Raw genomic sequence first — 18184 nt, forward strand, 5'->3', positions numbered from 1 at the left:
CTACTGGGCAACGTCGAATCCTTCCCCGGTGAGGGCAACAAAGCGGTCTTCAAGGCTTTCACGCTCGACGGCGAAGCCCCGGACCCGGACCCCGGCCTGCACCAGGTGCGCCACGACGTCCTCCGGGAGCACCTCCGGCTGTTGGGCGCCGGCCTGGAGCACTGCCACAACGGTCTCCCCATCGGCTTGTGCACGCGGTTCAGCCTGTCCGGGGTCAGGTGCCAACCCCAGCCGGGCCAGGACCTCCCGGGCCGTCCCGCCGTCGGGCGTCACCAACCGAAGCCGGGTGGACCCTGCCTGCCGCAGCTCAGCCAGCGGCCCCTGCGCCACAAGCCTGCCGGCACTCATCACCGCGGCGTGGGTGCACATCTGGTCCACCTCGGCCAGCAGGTGGCTGGACACAAAAACGGTGGTGCCCTCATGCGCCAGGGACCGCACCAGGTTGCGCACTTCCCGGGTGCCCTGCGGATCCAGCCCATTGGTTGGCTCGTCCAGCACCAGCAGGTCCCGCGGCGAGAGCAGGGCGTTCGCAATGCCCAGCCGCTGCTTCATTCCCAGCGAATACGCGTGCACCCGTTTACCTGCGGCGTGTTCCAGGCCCACGCGCTCCAGCGCCTGCTGCACCCGCGCCTTCCGGGTGGCGGGCACGGTGTGGGGGCTGGCTGAATCCAGCCGGTGGAGGTTGGCGGCGCCGGAGAGGAAGGGGTAGAAGGCCGGCCCTTCAACCAGGGCGCCCACGCGCGGGAGGACCTCGTGGAGTTTGTCCGGCATCTCGCGGCCCAGCAGGCTTACCGTCCCGGCGGACGCTGCGGCCAGGCCCAGCAGCATGCGGATGGTGGTGGTCTTGCCGGACCCGTTGGGCCCCAGGAAACCGAAGACCGTCCCGTGCGGAACGGCCAGGTCCACGCGGTCGACGGCGGCCTGCTGGCCAAAGTGCTTGCTCAGGCTCCGGGTTTCAATCGCCAGGGCGCCGCTCACCGGAGCAGCCCCCGCCCGGCCACCATTCCCCCTCCGGCCACCACTTACTGGGCCGCTGCTGCCGACTGCAGCTGTTCCGGCGGCACCATTCCCGCGAAGACGCGTCCGTCATCGGTGACCAGGACGTTCAGGAGTGCGGTGGAGAGCAGCCGGCCACCGGGTACGGCGACGGCGGCCTGGGACAACAGCGGATCCTGCAGGACGGATTCGGCTGTCGGGGCATTACCCTTTGCGGTGCCCACCACGGTTTCCCAGCCTGTGCCGGTCACGGACACTTGCCCCTTGGCGCCCTTGTACATGGCGTCCTGATGGGAACCATCAGCCTGTTCAAGGGACTTGTCCGGAACCGGGAGTTCCTTGACGGTGCTGCCCGGCGGCGGAGTGAAGGCGAAGACCGACTGATCGGGCACGGCCAGGGAGAGGCTGGTGAAGCCGGAGCTGAAAGCGGGCTTGTCCGCTCCGCGTGCGGTCATCTGGACGGACAGGGGCATGCCGTTTTGACCGTCGACGGCGATGGCCACCTTGCCCACCAAGGTTGCGTCTGTGCGTGGCTCAATCAGCAGGTTGTAGGCTGCCCGGCCGGCAACGGAAACGTCCGGCCCCACGGAAACGGCAATGGTGGAGTCAACCTTTGACAGGAACTGCTGGGCCATTTCGGCTGGCGTGTGCATTCCGCCCGCACCCTGGTGGTCCTTTGACAGCGCGGCGTCGCGCGCAGGCATCGCAATATGCGCTGCCGTGTTGTCCTTGGACGAGTAGAACCACACATCGTTGCCATGGCGGACGACATCCCGCTCGGCCAGTTGGTCCATCACCTGCACCCGGGCATTGTCCTTGCCGTCCATGAAGACACGGGCGGTGTGCTTGCCGGACAACAGCTCAATCACGGAAGCCACGCTGCCGGGGGACGCGGACGCGGACGGCTTGCCGGTAGCCGGAAGCTCCGGCAACCCCAGGTCGGCCGACTGCTCCACGGTCCCCGAAAATACCTGCACCTGATGGCTGGCTGCCAGCTCCAGGACTTGGGCGGGCGTCTTGGCCGGCAAGGGGTCGCTGGCCCCTGCCGGGAGGGAGCCTGCGAGGGCGCCCGCGGCAATGACGACCGGTGCCGCCACGGCAGGCAGCCACCGCAGCCACGCCCGGCGGGCTGGTGCTGTGGTATTCACTTGCAAGCGTCCGCTGGAACCCAGCCTGTTGGAGCCCATACGTAAAGACTACGCCCGTGCCGGCGGCTCCGCTCCCTTCCGCAGCCCTCCGTCCTGCGGCGTTCCTGGAGGTTGCGGCACTATGGTTCCCGCACCGCCGTCGACCGTTATTTCCTGGCCGGTGCTGATGCGGGCGGTAGCGTCCGGGACTCCGACCACCGCCGGAATGCCGTACTCCCTTGCCACCACGGCGCCGTGCGAGTTCGCTCCGCCCATCTCCATTACCAGCCCTCCTGCAGTAAGGAACAGCGGAGTCCAGCCGGGGTCCGTGGATGGCGCCACCAGGATCTCGCCCGGTTCAAGGCGGGCGCCGACCGGGTCCAGGATGACCCGCGCCGGGGCAGTCACCGTTCCCGCCGAGGCCGGGCTGCCGGCCAAGGTCCCATTCCCGGAAGTTCCGTCCCCGGAGTTTCCGACGGCGGTCCGCACCGCTTCGGGTTCGGTACCGTCAGAGAGCAGCACCCTGGGGATGTGCCGGCGCCTGAGCTCGCGGGCGTACTCCTGGCGGCGGCCCGCTACAAGCCGCCGCAGGTCCTGGGCGGGCCTTTCCGCACCCGGAGTGTTGTCCGCCAATGCCCGGCGAACCTCAGCGAAATCCAGGAAGAAGACATCGTCCCGGCACTCAATGGCGCCCGCCTGCTCCAGCTCCCTCCCCACCAGGAGCAGCTGCCGGCGGACTTCCCCGAGGCCAGTCACCAGCAGGAACTTTGGCAGCTCCCGCAGGCCGGCGAACAACCGGGCCCGGCGCAGGGCGGCACGTACCAGGAGTCCCCGAATCCTGCCACGGGCGGCGGCCCGGGCCACCAGTCGGTCCACCTGCTCTTCCGCGTCCTCGGCCGCCTTGCTGAACTGGGCATCAGGGGCCAGTGCCGGGTTATCCAGCCGGAGGTAATTGGCCAGGATCCCCAGGATGTGTTCCGGTTCCTCCGACCATCGCGGCAGTCCGACGTCGATTTCACCCACTGCCCGCTGGCCGTACCTTTCCAGGAACCTTGCCAGGCCGGCGTCCAGGCGGGCGGGCAGCTCCCCGGCGTGGAAAGCGGCCGCCAGGACGGAAGGATTCTCCGCCAGGAGCGCGGTGCGTGAGTCAGTGTCTTCCTGGATGGCCGTTGCCAAGCGCCACAATTCCAGGTCCATTTCCGTGGTGACATTGTGCGGCAGGCCGCGGATCACCGTCTGCAGCTCATTCCATGCGCTCCCGCCCAGCAGCTTTCCGGCAAGGCCCGCCATGGCGAAGCCCAAGGCGGGAAGGGGCAGGATGGCCGGCACAATCAGGAACAGGCGTGACCCCACCAGCGATTCGGCGTGGTCAAGGCGGGCCATGATGTCAGCGCCTGCATCGGGGGCCAGTGAGGCCTCAAAGTCCCGGGTGAACTGGTCCAGCCGGCGCAGGGCCGCGCGGGGCCGGAACAGGGCATGGACGAGGGTGGCGGGAACCTTGGCGCGGATCGCTACTGGCGCGATGTGGCGCAGCAGCCCGAACGGCGTCCTGCTGGTCACCGAAAAGGCTGGGTCCTCCATCAGCCGGCGCATGACCGTGGCGGTCAGCGCTTCCATGACGTCGAAAACCCGGGGAATGATGCGTCGACCTATGGCGCTGCGGATGGGGGTAGTGAAGTCAACGTAGATCCGCTGCCCGGCCTCGGCATAGGGCGACGGCCCGCGCCGGGGATCGGGGACAGGGAAACCGGCAGCCGCGGCAACGGAGGAGGCAATGAGGCATACGGCCGCGAGCCCCATGGGGGTGAGCGGCCGGGTGAGCCCCTGGGCCAGGCTGAAGCAGAGGTAGGCCCGTGTACCGCCAAGCGATTTCCCCCGGGCAGCCCTGGCCGGGGCGCCGTTGCTCTTCGGAACGGGGTACAGGGTGGTGATCGGCCTGGACTGTGTGAGCCAGAGGGTACCTGCCGGGTCGATGGCCCACTCGGTGTCCTGAGGGGCACCGAAATACTCTTGGGCCTGCAAGCCCAGCCCGGCGAGCGCGCGCAATTGGCTTTCCGTCAGGCATGCCGTGTCGCGGTCCTCCGGCAACTCCCGGATATGCGTCCCGCCGCCCGGGACCGGCCGTACCTCAACGCCCTTCGCGCCCAGTTCCTGTTCCAGCACCCTGCCGGTCAGCGCATCCACCACGAAGTGGTCGGGATTGACCGCGCCGGAGACAACCGACTCGCCCAGGCCGGGACTGGCGTCCACCACTACCTGCCGGCGGCTGCCGGTGAGCGGATTCGCCGTAAACATGACGCCCGCTGTCTGGGCGTCCACCATCCGCTGCACCACCACCGCGAGCGCCACCCCGGAAGGGTCGATCCCCAGGCTTGCCCGGTATGCCGTTGCCCGGTCCGTCCACAGCGACGCCCAGCAACGCCGGACGGCGTCCAGTACCGCCGGCACTCCCACCACATTGAGGTACGTGTCCTGTTGCCCCGCGAAACTGGCAAACGGCAGGTCCTCTGCGGTGGCCGAAGACCTGACCGCCACCGGAACATCCGGACCGAGGGCCCGGTAGGCATGCGCTACGGCTTCGGCGACGGCGGCGGGAACCGGCGCTGCCTCAATTGCCGCCCGCGCCTTTCCTGCCAGCACGGCTATTCCAGAAGGTTCCCCTCCAGCGCCGACTGCAGCGTTCAAGGCTGCGTACACCCCTGCCAGCGCGGGGAGCAGGGCCTGGTGGGCCCCGATTGCCTGCCGATATGCGACGGTAGTAAGGCAGAACCCCTCCGGCACGGGCAACCCGGCGGACAACAGCTCTCCGAGGTTGGCTGCCTTGCCGCCCACCAGTGCCAGCATCCCGGCGTCGAGGCCGCGCAGCTCCAGCACCAGCCCATCGTCCGGGCTGGTGCCAACCAACTGCGGCCTTTGCTGCGCCATGTCCCAGGTACCGTATGCCTGAAAAGCCCTGTTGCCTGGCAGTCCTGTGGCTTAGGCGGCGTCGCCCAATATTGGGCCGAACCGCGCACGGTCCGCCATGCGCGGGTCCTCCCGGTCCGGAACTACCATTACCGGTCCCTTGGCGTGATGGAGCACGCCGTCGGACGTCGAACCCAGGAGCATGCCGGTGAAGCCGCCACGGCCGCGGGTGCCGACCACAACCAGCTCCACGTGCCGGCTTTCTTCAACGAGCACGTCAACCGGGGAACCGTCCTTCAGCTCATACTCGGCGTCAAGGTGGGGGTAGTGGCTGCGAAGCCAGGCCATGCCGGCCTCCAAGGTGACCCGGATGTCATCGAACAGGGCTTTGCGGTCCATCGGCGCCGGGACCCAGGCCAGGGAACCGCTGTACTGGGGTACGGCGCACACCACGCGCAGGGAGGCGCCGAGGCGTTGGGCCTGGTCGGCCGCTTCGAGGACGGCAACGCGCGCCTGATCGGAGCCATCCACCCCGACCACCACCACGTTCTCCACTTGCCGGTAGCCGGACTTGGCCTGCTCGGCCTTGACCCGGCGGTCCTCGGTGGTCTCGCCGAGCCTGTCTGAGCAGAACAACGGCACCGTCACCGTGGGGCATTTGGCGTGGGCGGGAAGTGCACTGCTGACCGAGCCCAGGAGCCGGCCCACGAAACCGCCGCGGCCGCGGGTTCCCACCACCAGCAGTTCCGCGCTTTCGGAGATCTCCAGCAGCACTCCTGCCGCGTCACCGTTTTCCACGGAGGACGTCACGTCCACGTCGTACGGCGCGATCTTCTCCAGCGCCTGCTTGAGAATGGCCTCGGCACCTTCGCGGATAACGGAGTCGTCCACCGTGGCGTAGCCGCCGTCCAATCCGGACGCGGCGAAGATCGGCACCGAGTAGGCGGTGACTATATGGAGAGGACGACGGCGGCGCTGGGCTTCCCGCGCGGCCCACACCAGGGCGCACTGGCCATGGTCCGAGCCGTCAACGCCCACCACGATGCCATGGGGAGCGTCAGACGCACCGCCACCATCCCGGGCCGGGTCCGGATGCAACTCTCGTGAGCCCATGGGGGCCGCCTCCTCGCGATACGCCTGATGTTGCGGCTATTCTGCCAGAAAACCGCCCCTCCCCTGCACATCCCGATTCCGGGCTGCACCGGCGGGAAATGACCGTTCCCTGTTTCCCACTATTCTCCGTCCCCCTAGGCTTAGCAAGCCTGCTCAGGAGCACGTTGGCCGGGTTATCCACAGGCTCGGCCAGCCCATTCAGGGGCAGTTGGACGCAACTGTCCACAGCCTTTAGGCCGAAGGTCGGAAAGCGCCTTCACGCCCTGCAGACTGTTTTCTCCTTTGGGCTATTCACAGCCGCTTTTGTTCTGTAGTCTTCAGGACATTGTTGGTCCGGGACGCCAAGCGCAACTTCCTGCCAGGACGGTTCCGGCCATGTTCTGCGTCCGGAATTTGGGGTTACCGGAACGCGGGCCGGCGAGGATGCCGGCACCTGCTGAAAGCTTCGAAGGAGGGAAACTGTAGTGTCAAGCATGCCTGGGGATGCCGGGACCGAACAGACCACCACGGTGATCATTGGCACGGGCCTGTCCGGGCTGGCCGTGGCCGCCGAACTGCGCCGCCACGGCGTGGACTCCATTGTGGTGGACGGCCTGGATATCCTTGGCGCCACCCAGCCCGCCAACACCTCCTCCCTGCAGCGCTGCGATGCAGCAGACGGCGACACCCTCCGGGAACGGAACGAGATCCTCCGCCACCTCCGCAATTACGCGGCAAGCCATCGTGTCGATGTCCGAAACACCACCCGCGCGGTCCAGCTGACCATGGTGGAAGGCCCGGAAAACGAATCGACCCCGCAGTGGCGGGTGCACACCCCCACGGGCGTCCTGGTGGCCGACCACATTGTGCTGACCCGCTGCGCGCACAGCCAGCTGCGGCGCATGCTCAATGACTTTGGCATTACGGTTGGCCGCAACGTGGCCGCGGCCATGCGGGCCATCGGCATCTACCTGGTGGGGGTGGGCGAACTGATCACGCCCTCGCCCAAGGAAGTGTTGCGCCAGGCCAAGACCGTGGGCCAGGCAATCTCCGCCAAGGTCAACCAGGGCACCGCCCAACTACCCGGCGCCTTCCCGGCAACGGGGAGCTTTGCGGTGCTGGGCTGCTGACGCCCCACTCCCTTCCCGCCGTCAGCTCCCGGCCTTCCGGCCATGCTGGCGGCAGCTACTCCCCGTCATTCCCTCCCGCGTCCCCCTCGCCGTTAAGCCGGCGCCGGGCCAGCACGCCAAGGGCCACCAGCAGCCCCACCGCGACGACGGCAAAGATCACAATGCTCCACTGGAAGGGCTCTCCGGCGTTGGCGGGCCTGGACGGCTCTTCCGTCACCCCGGGCTGTGCCGTGCCCATGCCCGGCACGGTACCCGCCGCCGTCGAACTTTTCGCCGTGGAAGTTCCGGAGGACGCCGCACCGGAGGGGGCAGCACCGGAGGGGGCAGCACCGGAGGGGGCAGCACCGCCCGCGCCGGCGGCCACGGTGAAGGTAAAGGTGCCCTCGATGGGGTGGGAATCGGAGCTGACCACGCGCCACACAACGGTGTACACACCCGACGGGCCGCCCTGCCGAAGCTTCTGCGTTGCCACCTTGTCAACGATCCGGACGGAGCCGTCAGCCCATTCCGTGCCGCCCGCATCCTTGACCGAGAAGGACGATCCGATGCCCAGCGGCGTGTTGCCGAAGGTCACGGAGACCTCCTCCGGCGGCGCGGCGAGCGAAGCACCCTGGGCCGGGCTGGTGGACTCTGCGGCGTCGTGGGCCGATGCTGGGCTGGTCAGGCCCAGAGTTGCCGCTACAAGAACGAAGAAACCGAGCACCAGGCTCAGCAACTGGGGGCGGGCTGGGCGCATGTGCGGGGTGCTCCTTGTGTTGGCTTCCTTACAGACTAGGCGCATTTGGCGGCCCAACCCCTCCCGCACCATTAGGATGCAGGTATTCCCACACACTCCCCCGGAGGACTAATGCTTAAGCAAGGCTCTGCCCTGGACCGGTATTTCAGGGTCACCGAGCGCGGCTCCAACCTTTCCCGCGAGATCCGGGGCGGGTTCGCCACGTTCTTCGCCATGAGCTACATCGTGGTGCTGAACCCCCTGATCCTGTCCGGCGCGGACTCCAGCGGCACCACGCTCGGCTTCACCGCGGTGGCCGCCGTGACCGCGCTGGTGGCAGGCATCCTGACCATCCTCATGGGGGCCTGGGGACGGCACCCCTTCGCCCTGGCCACCGGCCTGGGCGTCAACGCCTTCGTCGCAGTCACCGTGGCCACCAACCCCGGCCTGACCTGGCCGGACATGATGGGCCTGGTGGTCCTCTCCGGCCTCACCATGCTGGTCCTGGTCCTCACCGGCTTCCGTACCGCCGTCTTCAAAGCCGTGCCGGACGGACTCAAGACCGCCATCGTGGTGGGCATCGGTCTGTTCATCGCCCTGATCGGCCTGGTCAACGCCGGCTTCGTGCGCCGCATCCCCGACGTCGCAGGCACCACGGTGCCCGTTGGCCTGGGCTTCGAAGGCAAGCTCCTGGGCTGGCCCACCGCCGTGTTCGTGTTCGGCCTGATCCTGACCATCGCCCTGGTGGTGCGCAAGGTCAAGGGTGCCATCCTGATTGGCATCATCACTTCCACGGTGCTGGCCGTCATCCTGGAATCGACCCTGCACATCGGACCCAGCTTCGACGGCAAGAACTTCAACCCGCAGGGCTGGTCCCTGGTGGCTCCCGCATTCTCCGGCTGGGCTGCCCCGGACCTGTCCCTGATTGGCAAGGCCAACCCGTTCGGCGCCTTCCAGCACCTCGGTTTCGTCGCGGCCACGCTGCTGGCCTTCGTCATCCTGCTCAGTATCTTCTTTGACGCCATGGGCACCATGGTGGGCCTTGCCAACGAGGCCGGCACGGTGGACGAGCACGGCAACATCCCCGACGTCGACCGCGTGCTCCAGGTGGACGCGCTGGGTGCCATCATCGGCGGCGGCGCCTCAGTATCCTCCAACCAGATCTACGTTGAAGCCGGTGCCGGCATCGGTGAAGGTGCCCGGACCGGCATCGCCTCCGTTGTCACCGGCCTGCTGTTCCTGGTTGCCATGTTCTTCACCCCGCTGATCAACCTGGTGCCGTTCGAGGCCGTGGCCCCCGCCCTTGTGGTGGTGGGCTTCATGATGGTGTCCCAGGTGGGCAAGATCGACTGGCAGGACTGGGGCATTGCCATCCCGGCATTCCTGACCTTCGCCCTGATGCCGTTCACCTACTCGATCGCCAACGGCCTCGGCGCCGGCTTCATCAGCTACGTCATCATCAGGACCGTCCAGGGCCGCACCAAAGACATCCACCCCCTCATGTGGGCCGTGGCCGCAGCGTTCGCGCTGTTCTTCGCCATCGGCCCCATCGAGGCTGCACTGGGCATCAAGTAACCCCTGCGCAGAAAGGGCTGGTGCGGCGTTTGCCGCACCAGCCCTTTTTCATTTGCACGGGCGTTTACACCGGAGTGTTCGGTGCCAGCCCCTCGTCCCCGGATACTGCCAGGGCTTTGCGCTGCCGCAGCCGGTCGAGCCGGTTCATCAGCGGCGAGGTGGTGGCACCGTGGATCACGATGGACAGCGCAATGACCAACCCAACGAAGGACCAGAGCCAGTGCGCCTGCTCCGTGAAGTGGCCCTCCGCCAGCGCAAACGCGATGTAGTACACGGAACCTATCCCGCGGATGCCGAAGAAGGACAGTGCCACGCGCTCCCGCGGGCCGGTCTTGCCGCCCAGCAGGCCCAGCCAGCCAGCCAGCGGCCGGACCACCAGCAGGAAGGCCAGCGCCACCAGCACTTCGGCAGGGCCGACGCCGGCGAGCAGCCCCCGGGCAATGGCGCCGCCGAGCAGGACCAGGATCACCACGGTGAGGAGCCGCTCCAACTGCTCCACGTAGGAGTGCAGCACGCGGTGGTAGCCGTGGGTACGTTCTGCCGCTCGGATGGTCAGGGCACAGACAAACACCGCGATGAACCCGTAGCCCTCCACCATGTCCGTCAGCCCGTACGCCAGGAATGTCGCCGCCAGTGCCACGAACCCTTCGGAGTGGTTGGACAGCCGGAGGCTGTCGGCACGGGCCGAGAAGAACAACCTCGCGAGCAGCTTGCCGGTAAGAAAACCCACGAGAAGCCCCACCGCCAGCCGCCACAGCACGTCCAGTCCGAACCATTCGCCGAACCAGGCGGACGGGCTGGCCCCGGCGACGCTGATGGCAATGGCCAGGTACACGAACGGGAACGCCAGGCCGTCATTGAGCCCGGCTTCCGAAGTGAGGCCGAACCTCACCTCGTCTTCCTTGTCGGCGTATTCGTCCTGGTCCGCGGGCTCGCCCACCTGCACCTCCGAAGCGAGCACAGGGTCCGTGGGCGCGAGGCTGGCGGCCACCAGCAGCGCCGCGCCCAACCCCAGCCCCAGGAACCACATGCCCAGCAGGGTCAGCCCCACGATGCACAGTGGCATGGCAATGCCCAGCAGCCGCCATGTGGTGGCCCACCGCTTCCGCCCCAGTGGCCGGTCCAGGGCAAGCCCGGCACCCATCAGCGAGATGATCACGCAGACTTCCGCAAGGTGCATCACGAAATCGCTATGCTCCACCGGGTTCGGGTCCGGCAGCGACGGGATCAGCGCAAATGCTCCCATCCCGCCGCCAAGGAAGACCATCGGCATGGACAGGGGCATATTGCGCAGCAGCTTGGGCAGCACCGCGGCAACGAAGACGGCAAGGCCGGCCGCGGCAAAAAGGATGTCGGGGGCTTCAAACATGGGCTCTCCAGCCTGGAATTGTTGGGTGAACGGCCGGCAGGAATTGCATGCTGCCGCGGACCCGCTGGGTCTCACCCTATTCCTTGTACCCATCGGGCGCGCTGTCTCCCGCAAAGGCTTGCTTCCAGTGCGGGTTCTTGGATCCCGGACAGGACGACGGCGGCCTTGCTGGTTTTCGCGGCCGGCATGCGGTGAGCTTGGAGCATGTCCTTCCAATTCCCCGACGTCGATGTCCCGCCGCAGCCCTGGACGGGAAGGTTCGACGGCGACGGTCCCGGCCACCGCCGATGGTGGCAGGCAGTGAACTCCGGCAGTGCGTCGTGGCAGGGAGAAGCGGCGGGGGCGCCGTCCATAGAACCGCCCTCCCCGGTCCCGGGCCGGAAGCCTGCCGCCCTTCTGGGTTTCGCCAGCGATGAGGGTGTGCGCCGCAACAAGGGCCGCACCGGAGCCTCCGCGGCCCCGGCTGCCCTGCGCAGAGCCCTTGGCCCGCTGGCCTTCCACCTGGACCGCGCGGTGGCTGACGTTGGTGATGTGGTGGTTTCCGGGGAAGACCTGGAAGCCGGCCAGGAACGGCTTGGCCGGGCAGTGGCGGCCCTGCTCGACGCCGGGCACCAGACTGTCGTGCTGGGCGGCGGCCATGAAACGGCCTACGCCAGCTACCTCGGCGTCGCCGCATCGCCTGCCGTTCAACGCGGGCAGCGCCTCGGCGTCCTGAACCTCGACGCCCACTTCGACCTCCGCGACGAGGCCATCCCCAGCTCCGGTACACCGTTCCTGCAAATGGCCCGCGCGGAGGCGGACGCCGGCCGCGAATTCCGCTACGCCGTCGTGGGCATCTCGGAGCCGAACAATACGCGGGTCCTGTTCGACACCGCGGAAAAGCTGGGCGTCCAATACCTGCTGGATGAGGACTGTGACGCGGACCGGGTCCGGGACTTCGTCGACGGCTTCCTGGCCGACATTGACGTCCTGTACCTGACCATCGACCTTGACGTGCTGCCCGCCGCCGCGGCGCCTGGGGTAAGCGCGCCCGCTGCGTACGGCGTGCCGCTGCCCGTCATTTCCGCGGTGTGCCGGCAGGTGGCGCAAAGCGGCAAGCTGCTGCACCTGGACGTGGCGGAACTCAATCCTGCGTTCGACATCGACGGCCGCACGGCCCGGACGGCGGCACGGCTGGTGGACACCCTGCTGCGCTGACGGCAGGGTGCCGCCCACAAAGGGTCAGGCCTTCAGGACGTAGCGCCGTTCCGGACGGCCCACACCGTACTTGAGCCGCACGTCCAGCGTTCCCTCGTCATGAAGGTATTCCAGGTAGCGGCGCGCGCTGACCCGGGAGGTTCCGAGTTCCTCGGCCACTTCCGCTGCCGAGACATCGCCGGTGGCGGCGTTCAATGCGGCCTCCACCAGCCTCAGCGTCTCGATGCTGCAGCCCTTGGGCAGCGGCCGTTCGGCGCGGTCCAGGCCGAACACCCTGTTGACGTCAGACTGTTCCGCCACGTCCTTGGACGCATCCAGGCTTTGGTAGGCGTTGCGGTAGTGCTCCAGCCGTTCCTGGAGGTCGGTCTGCGAGAAGGGCTTGATCAGGTAGTGGACTATGCCGCCGCGCAGGGCCTTCCGCACAGTTTCCACCTCGCGCGCCGCGCTGATCACCAGCACGTCCAGCTCAGGGGCCACAGCCCGAAGGCGTTGCATCAGGTCCAGGCCGTTGATGTCCGGAAGGTGGATGTCCAGCAGCACCAGGTCGGGCTGGAGCCGCCCGGTCTCGGCAATGGCCTGGGCGCCGGTGTGTGCCGCGCCCACCACGGTGAAGCCCGGTGTGCGCTGGATGAAGCCGGCATGCACCTTGGCCACCATGAAGTCGTCGTCGACAATCAGGACCTTGATCATGGCTGGTTGGTTCCTCGTTTCAGCACAGCGGTAAAGACAGCCCCATTATCGTTGGCCACGGCCAGGTTCCCGCCGGTCCGGCGGCAGACCACCCGGGACAGCGCCAGGCCGAAGCCGCGGCTTCCGGCGGGACCCGGTTCCTTGGTGGTGAAGCCCTGGCGGAAAATCCGGTCGGCGGCTCCGCCCGGAACGCCGGGGCCGTTGTCCCGCACCGTCACCACAACGTCTTCCCCGGCCCTCCCTTCCACCAACACCCGGACGGCGGCGTGCGGGAGGCCCGTGACGGCGTCGAACGCGTTGTCCACGAGGTTCCCAACCACCGTGGTGAGGTCCCTGGACAGCCCGTCATCGACCCTGTCCAGTATGGAGTCCGGGTCCAGCTGCAGGGCTGCGCCGCGTTCGGCGGCGAGGCTCGACTTGGCGATCAGCAGCGCAGCGAGCGCGGGGTCCTTGATGCGGCCGGTCACTTCATCATTGAGCCGGGTCCGGTCCACGGTGGCACCGTTGACGAACTGGACCACGGAATCGTACTCACCGATCTGGATCAGGCCGGAAATGACGTGCAACTGGTTGGCGAACTCGTGGGCCTGGGCGCGGAGGGTGTCCGTGGCGGTGCGGGTGGTCCCCAGTTCCTGCTCCAGCTCGGAAAGTTCCGTGCGGTCGCGCAAAGTGGTGACGGAGCCGATCACGCGGCCACGGGATTCGAACGGCAGCCGGTTCATCACCACCAGCCGGTCCCCCACCAGCACCAGCTGGTCAGGCCCCGGCTGCTCGTGGGTGAGGACTTCCTTCAAGGCAGGTTCGACGGCGAGTCCCGCCACACGCTTGCCCACGCAGTCGGGCGGGAGGCCCAGCAGGGCACGCGCACTGTGGTTGGCCACCGTAATCCGGTCGTGCAGGTCCAGCGCAACCACGCCTTCCTTGAGGCCGTGCAGCATGGCTTCGCGGTTTTCCACCAGGCTGGTGATTTCGCTCGGTTCCATGCCCAGGGTTTGCCGCTTCACCCGCCGGGACAGCAGCAGGGACCCGGCGATGCCCAGGACGCTGGCCACGCCCAGGTACGTCAGGAGGTTGGGGACCGCGTCACCCAGCCGCTCGAGCATGGTGGGATAGCTGCGGCTGATGGAAGCGATCCCGATCATGTGCCCGGTGTCATCCAGGACCGGGACGTGCGCGGACAGCAGCGGGGCCGGGGTTCCGCCCACCACTCCGGTCCAGGCCCTGCCTTCCATCACCCTGCTGGCGCCAAGCTCCAGCGGCTCACCCAGCAGGCTGGGATCCGAGGACGCCACCACGGTCCGGTCGATTTTGGCCAGCGCCACCCTTGAGGAGCCCGAGACGATGCGCACCGATTCCGCCACGGCCGGCAGCACGGCACCGCCGCGCGCCTGTGACTCAGGGAGGAGTTCACGAACCACGGGATTGCCGCCCAGGGCTTCTGCAGCGGACAGGGCCCGCCTGCCTTCAGTGCGCTCGAAGGCGGCAGCGGACTGGGCCAGCGAGATGGCGACCACGCCCACCAGGACCGCGAGGACAATGAGCAACTGCAGCAGCAGGTACTGCCCCGCGAGGGACATTCCTCGTCGTCGAGTCACAATGGTCTTCCTGGTGGTGCGGTAGGGCGGTTCTCCGGTACGGCGGGCTGGCGGGCAAGGTGGGCGCAGCAGCACAGGCGCAGGGCCGGGTGTACCGGGAACTATATCCCAAAGCCACCCTCCCAAAGCCTGGGCGGGGACGCTGTGGGGTTTTGGAAACGTGAACGCAATGAACACAACTTTCTCTGCGTACACAAGAGTGATCGCCGTCACGGCCGCCCCTAGCATCAGAACCGCAAGGCATCGGAAACACAAGTCAACTGATGCTGATCAGATTTGTTTTGAGAGAAGAGGAACACATGCGCCAGATCCGCGCATTGCGAATTGCCGCCGTTGCTGCCGGCATCGCCCTGATGGCCACCGGCTGCGGTGCCACCGGCAAGAGCTCCACCGGTTCGGAAAGCACCGGCGCCGCCGCCGGACCCATCACCGGCCTGCAGATCATGGTCCCCAACTCCCCGGGCGGCGGCTACGACACAACTGCCCGCGCCGCCGCGAAGGTCCTGGACGACGCGAAGATCTCCACCAACACCGAGGTCTTCAACCTGGCCGGTGCCGGGGGCACCGTGGGCCTGGCCCGCATCGTCAACGAAAAAGGCAACGGCGACCTGGCCATGCTCATGGGCCTGGGCGTTGTGGGTGCCAGCTACACCAACAAGTCCGAGTCCAAGCTGACCTCCACCACCCCGCTGGCCCGCCTCATCGAGGAACCGGGCGCCATCATGGTCAGCAAGGATTCGCCGTACAAGACCATCGATGATCTCGTGAAGGCCTGGAAGGCCGATCCCGGTTCCATTGCAGTGGGCGGCGGCTCATCCCCCGGCGGCCCGGACCACCTGCTGCCCATGCAGCTGGCCGGCGCCGTGGGCATCGATGCCACCAAGGTCAACTACGTGGCCTACGACGGCGGCGGCGACCTCCTGCCCGCGATCCTGGGCAACAAGCTGGGCTTCGCAGCGTCCGGTGCCGGCGAGTACCTGAAGCAGATCGAGTCCGGCGAGGTCCGCGTCCTGGCCACAAGTGGCGAGAAGCGGCTGGACGGCGTGGATGCACCCACGCTGAAGGAATCCAATATCGACCTGGTGTTCACCAACTGGCGCGGCGTCGTGGCCCCTCCGGGCATCAGCGACAAGGACAAGGAAGCTTTGATCGCCGCCCTGGAGAAGATGCACGGGACCGACGGCTGGAAGGAAGCGCTGAAGACCCACAGCTGGACCGACGCCTTCATCACCGGTGACCAGTTCAAGACCTTCCTCACCGAGCAGGACAAGCGGGTGGCGGACGTCCTCACCAAGCTTGGGTTGGCGTGACGTCCCTGACCACAGGCCTCAAGGGCCGCTCCGAGCTGGGAGTCGCACTCCTGCTCGGGGCGGCCGGCGTCCTGGTCTTCCTGGACGCCAACGGCCTGGTAACCCCGTATTCGAAGTCGGACCCGGTAGGGCCCAAGACTGTCCCGTTCATCGTTGCCGGCATGCTGGTGGTCTGCGCTGTCCTCTTGGCCATTAACGTGCTGCGCGGCGGCAAGGGCGAGGCCGAGGGCGGCGAAGACGTTGACCTTGACCACCCCGCCGACTGGAAGACCATCCTGCCGCTGGCAGGAGCCTTCGTAGCGAACATCCTGCTCATCGACTGGGCCGGCTGGGTAATCTCCGGGACCGTCCTGTTCTGGGGCAGTGTCCTGGCCCTCGGCAGCCGCCGCTACATCCGGGACGGGCTGATCTCCGTGGCACTGTCCCTGCTGACCTTCTACGGCTTCTATCTCGGCCTGGGCATTGCGTTGCCGGCCGGCCTCCTGGAAGGAATCCTCTAAATGGACGTCTGGTCCTCCCTGATGGACGGCTTCGCCACCGCCCTGACCCCCATGAATTTCCTGTACGCCGTCATCGGCGTCATCCTGGGCACCGCCGTCGGCGTCCTCCCCGGCCTGGGCCCGGCCATGACCGTCGCCCTGCTGCTTCCTGTCACCTACGCCCTGGAACCCACCAGTGCCTTCATCATGTTCGCCGGCATCTACTACGGCGGCATGTACGGGGGTTCCACCACCTCCATCCTCCTCAACACCCCCGGCGAATCGTCCTCCGTGGTGACCGCCATTGAGGGCAACAAGATGGCCAAGGCGGGCCGGGCGGCGCAGGCGCTTGCCACGGCGGCCATCGGCTCGTTCGTTGCCGGCACCATTGGCACCGCACTGCTGGCCGTCTGCGCACCGATCGTGGTCAAGTTTGCCGTCAGCCTCGGTGCCCCCAGCTACTTCGCCATCATGGTCCTCGCCCTGCTGGCGGTCACGGCCGTGCTCGGCTCGTCACGGCTGCGCGGCTTCGCCTCCCTGGGCCTTGGCTTGGCCATCGGCCTGGTGGGCATGGACTCCGTCACCGGCCAGCGCCGCCTGACGTTCGGCCAGCCGCTCCTGGCGGATGGCCTGGACATCGTGGTGGTGGCCGTGGCCATCTTCGCTGTTGGCGAGGCCCTCTGGGTGGCAGCGCACCTGCGCCGGACCCCACTGCACGCGATCCCGGTGGGGCAGCCCTGGATGGGCAAGTCGGACTGGAAGCGTTCCTGGAAGCCGTGGCTGCGCGGAACCGCCTTCGGCTTCCCCTTCGGTGCACTGCCGGCCGGTGGCGCCGAGATCCCCACTTTCCTCTCATACGTCACGGAAAAGCGCCTCAGCAAGCACCCGGAGGAGTTCGGCAAGGGCGCCATTGAAGGCGTGGCCGGCCCGGAAGCAGCCAACAACGCTGCCGCCGCCGGCACCCTGACGCCGATGCTGGCCCTGGGCCTGCCCACCAACGCCACGGCGGCGGTAATGCTGGCCGCCTTCACGTCCTACGGCATCCAGCCGGGCCCGCAGCTCTTCACCAGCGAGGGTCCCTTGGTTTGGGCGCTGATCGCCAGCCTCTTCATCGGCAACTTCCTGCTGTTGATCATCAACCTGCCGCTGGCACCGATGTGGGCCAAGCTGCTGCAACTCCCCCGCCCGTACCTGTACGCCGGCATCCTGTTCTTCGCCACGCTGGGCGCCTACTCGGTGAACCTGCAGGCGTTCGACCTGGTGCTCCTGCTGGTCCTGGGCGCCCTCGGATTCATGATGCGGCGCTTCGGGTTGCCCGTGCTGCCGCTGATCCTGGGTGTAATCCTGGGCCCGAGGATTGAGGGGCAGCTCCGCAAGACCCTGCAGCTGAGCGCTGGTGATCCGGCAGGGCTCCTCAGTGAGCCGATCGCCGTCGTCATCTACGTCATCATTGCCCTCATCCTGCTCTGGCCCTTTGCGTACAAGCTGATCCGGCGCAACCGTGCGGCTGCTGCTCCTGCCGCCGGGGCATCGGCCCTTGCCACGGAAGCCGGTGATACGGTCCACTCGAACCACGATGCCGTTTATTCCGACCATAAGGAGCGACCATGACCGTTGTTGTGGGATACGTCCCCACCCCTGAAGGCGAAGCCGCCTTGACGCAGGCCATCACCGAAGCCCGGAAGAACAACAGCACCCTGGTGCTGATCAACTCCTCCAAGGGCGAGGCAACGGTGGACAACCGGTTCGCCCCTGAAGGCGAGATCCAGGACATTGAGCAGCGGCTGGCCAGCCAGGGCATCCAGTACCTGATCAAGCGGCCGGTCCGGGGCCATGACGCCGCGGCCGAGGTCCTGGACGCGGCCGAGGAACATAAAGCCGACCTCATCGTGATTGGCCTGCGCCGCCGCACCCCTGTGGGCAAACTGATCATGGGCAGCACGTCCCAGCGCATCCTGCTGGAGGCGGACTGCCCGGTGCTGGCAGTAAAGGCCGGCTAGCAGCA

The 18184-nt window shown here is 67.4% G+C and carries 15 protein-coding genes; 7 read left to right on the forward strand and 8 right to left on the reverse strand.

All coding sequences use genetic code 11. From position 1 onward, the window contains the following. Genes FBY30_RS03975 through FBY30_RS03990 form a run of 4 tightly spaced genes read right to left on the reverse strand, consistent with a single transcriptional unit; the run spans window position 1 to window position 6140 of the window. On the reverse strand, window positions 1-978 hold the full coding sequence (locus FBY30_RS03975) for an ABC transporter ATP-binding protein (RefSeq protein ID WP_235009330.1): 978 nt from the start codon (window positions 976-978) through the stop codon (window positions 1-3). Window positions 979-1022: 44 nt separating this feature from the next. Further along, a complete protein-coding gene (locus FBY30_RS03980) occupies window positions 1023-2144 on the reverse strand; it encodes a LolA family protein (RefSeq protein ID WP_235009331.1) in 1122 nt (373 codons plus the stop codon). Window positions 2145-2192: 48 nt separating this feature from the next. After that, a complete protein-coding gene (locus FBY30_RS03985; protein WP_142131339.1) occupies window positions 2193-5048 on the reverse strand; it encodes a PEP/pyruvate-binding domain-containing protein in 2856 nt (951 codons plus the stop codon). A 51-nt stretch (window positions 5049-5099) separates the two neighbouring features. Further along, window positions 5100-6140 carry a universal stress protein gene (locus tag FBY30_RS03990; protein ID WP_142131340.1) on the reverse strand — a complete coding sequence of 347 codons (1041 nt, stop codon included), beginning with the start codon at window positions 6138-6140 and terminating at the stop codon, window positions 5100-5102. A gap of 473 nt (window positions 6141-6613) precedes the next feature. On the opposite strand from FBY30_RS03990, the gene FBY30_RS03995 reads away from it, so the two are divergent. Beyond that, the gene (locus FBY30_RS03995; RefSeq protein ID WP_142134892.1) at window positions 6614-7249 is read left to right on the forward strand and encodes an NAD(P)-binding protein; all 636 of its coding nucleotides are present in this window, start codon (window positions 6614-6616) and stop codon (window positions 7247-7249) included. Between the two features lie 55 nt (window positions 7250-7304). Here the strand turns inward: FBY30_RS03995 and FBY30_RS04000 are convergent, their stop codons facing one another. Next, window positions 7305-7985, reverse strand: coding sequence for a copper resistance CopC family protein (locus tag FBY30_RS04000; RefSeq protein ID WP_142131341.1), 681 nt, complete (start codon window positions 7983-7985; stop codon window positions 7305-7307). 111 nt (window positions 7986-8096) lie between these two features. Here FBY30_RS04000 and FBY30_RS04005 point away from each other — a divergent pair, with 111 nt between their 5' ends. Continuing rightward, window positions 8097-9539: an NCS2 family permease gene (locus FBY30_RS04005; RefSeq protein ID WP_142131342.1), complete on the forward strand. Its 1443-nt coding sequence runs from the start codon at window positions 8097-8099 to the stop codon at window positions 9537-9539. Window positions 9540-9603: 64 nt separating this feature from the next. On the opposite strand, the gene FBY30_RS04010 is transcribed toward FBY30_RS04005, so the two are convergent. Then, on the reverse strand, window positions 9604-10908 hold the full coding sequence (locus tag FBY30_RS04010) for a cation:proton antiporter (RefSeq protein ID WP_142131343.1): 1305 nt from the start codon (window positions 10906-10908) through the stop codon (window positions 9604-9606). Between the two features lie 204 nt (window positions 10909-11112). On the opposite strand from FBY30_RS04010, the gene hutG reads away from it, so the two are divergent. Then, window positions 11113-12105: a formimidoylglutamase gene (gene hutG / locus FBY30_RS04015; RefSeq protein WP_142131344.1), complete on the forward strand. Its 993-nt coding sequence runs from the start codon at window positions 11113-11115 to the stop codon at window positions 12103-12105. A 24-nt stretch (window positions 12106-12129) separates the two neighbouring features. Here hutG and FBY30_RS04020 read toward each other — a convergent pair whose 3' ends face one another. Both FBY30_RS04020 and FBY30_RS04025 read right to left on the reverse strand, forming a co-directional pair. Further along, the gene (locus tag FBY30_RS04020) at window positions 12130-12795 is read right to left on the reverse strand and encodes a response regulator (RefSeq protein WP_142131345.1); all 666 of its coding nucleotides are present in this window, start codon (window positions 12793-12795) and stop codon (window positions 12130-12132) included. Further along, entirely contained in the window at window positions 12792-14372 is a 1581-nt protein-coding gene (locus tag FBY30_RS04025) for a sensor histidine kinase (protein ID WP_142134894.1), read from the reverse strand. Before FBY30_RS04025 ends, FBY30_RS04020 begins: the two co-directional genes overlap by 4 nt. Before the next feature lie 317 nt (window positions 14373-14689). Here FBY30_RS04025 and FBY30_RS04030 point away from each other — a divergent pair, with 317 nt between their 5' ends. The 4 genes from FBY30_RS04030 to FBY30_RS04045 are packed head-to-tail and all read left to right on the forward strand — an operon-like array spanning window position 14690 to window position 18179. Continuing rightward, window positions 14690-15700, forward strand: coding sequence for a Bug family tripartite tricarboxylate transporter substrate binding protein (locus FBY30_RS04030; protein WP_142131346.1), 1011 nt, complete (start codon window positions 14690-14692; stop codon window positions 15698-15700). Beyond that, a complete protein-coding gene (locus FBY30_RS04035; protein WP_142131347.1) occupies window positions 15697-16200 on the forward strand; it encodes a tripartite tricarboxylate transporter TctB family protein in 504 nt (167 codons plus the stop codon). The genes FBY30_RS04030 and FBY30_RS04035 overlap by 4 nt, the downstream gene beginning before the upstream one ends. Continuing rightward, window positions 16201-17790 carry a tripartite tricarboxylate transporter permease gene (locus FBY30_RS04040; protein ID WP_142131348.1) on the forward strand — a complete coding sequence of 530 codons (1590 nt, stop codon included), beginning with the start codon at window positions 16201-16203 and terminating at the stop codon, window positions 17788-17790. Beyond that, the gene (locus tag FBY30_RS04045) at window positions 17787-18179 is read left to right on the forward strand and encodes a universal stress protein (protein ID WP_142131349.1); all 393 of its coding nucleotides are present in this window, start codon (window positions 17787-17789) and stop codon (window positions 18177-18179) included. Before FBY30_RS04040 ends, FBY30_RS04045 begins: the two co-directional genes overlap by 4 nt. Window positions 18180-18184: the final 5 nt, after the last annotated feature.

It is taken from the genome of Arthrobacter sp. SLBN-83, assembly GCF_006715285.1.
Classification (GTDB): domain Bacteria; phylum Actinomycetota; class Actinomycetes; order Actinomycetales; family Micrococcaceae; genus Arthrobacter.

Excerpts from the sequence above, each read along its gene's own strand:
- FBY30_RS03985 (WP_142131339.1), bottom strand. The coding sequence starts at position 5,048 with ATGGCGCAGCAAAGGCCGCAGTTGGTTGGCACCAGCCCGGACGATGGG.
- FBY30_RS03990 (WP_142131340.1), bottom strand. The coding sequence starts at position 6,140 with ATGGGCTCACGAGAGTTGCATCCGGACCCGGCCCGGGATGGTGGCGGT.
- FBY30_RS03995 (WP_142134892.1), top strand. The coding sequence starts at position 6,614 with ATGCCTGGGGATGCCGGGACCGAACAGACCACCACGGTGATCATTGGC.
- FBY30_RS04000 (WP_142131341.1), bottom strand. The coding sequence starts at position 7,985 with ATGCGCCCAGCCCGCCCCCAGTTGCTGAGCCTGGTGCTCGGTTTCTTC.
- FBY30_RS04005 (WP_142131342.1), top strand. The coding sequence starts at position 8,097 with ATGCTTAAGCAAGGCTCTGCCCTGGACCGGTATTTCAGGGTCACCGAG.
- FBY30_RS04010 (WP_142131343.1), bottom strand. The coding sequence starts at position 10,908 with ATGTTTGAAGCCCCCGACATCCTTTTTGCCGCGGCCGGCCTTGCCGTC.
- hutG (WP_142131344.1), top strand. The coding sequence starts at position 11,113 with ATGTCCTTCCAATTCCCCGACGTCGATGTCCCGCCGCAGCCCTGGACG.
- FBY30_RS04020 (WP_142131345.1), bottom strand. The coding sequence starts at position 12,795 with ATGATCAAGGTCCTGATTGTCGACGACGACTTCATGGTGGCCAAGGTG.
- FBY30_RS04025 (WP_142134894.1), bottom strand. The coding sequence starts at position 14,372 with ATGTCCCTCGCGGGGCAGTACCTGCTGCTGCAGTTGCTCATTGTCCTC.
- FBY30_RS04030 (WP_142131346.1), top strand. The coding sequence starts at position 14,690 with ATGCGCCAGATCCGCGCATTGCGAATTGCCGCCGTTGCTGCCGGCATC.
- FBY30_RS04040 (WP_142131348.1), top strand. The coding sequence starts at position 16,201 with ATGGACGTCTGGTCCTCCCTGATGGACGGCTTCGCCACCGCCCTGACC.
- FBY30_RS04045 (WP_142131349.1), top strand. The coding sequence starts at position 17,787 with ATGACCGTTGTTGTGGGATACGTCCCCACCCCTGAAGGCGAAGCCGCC.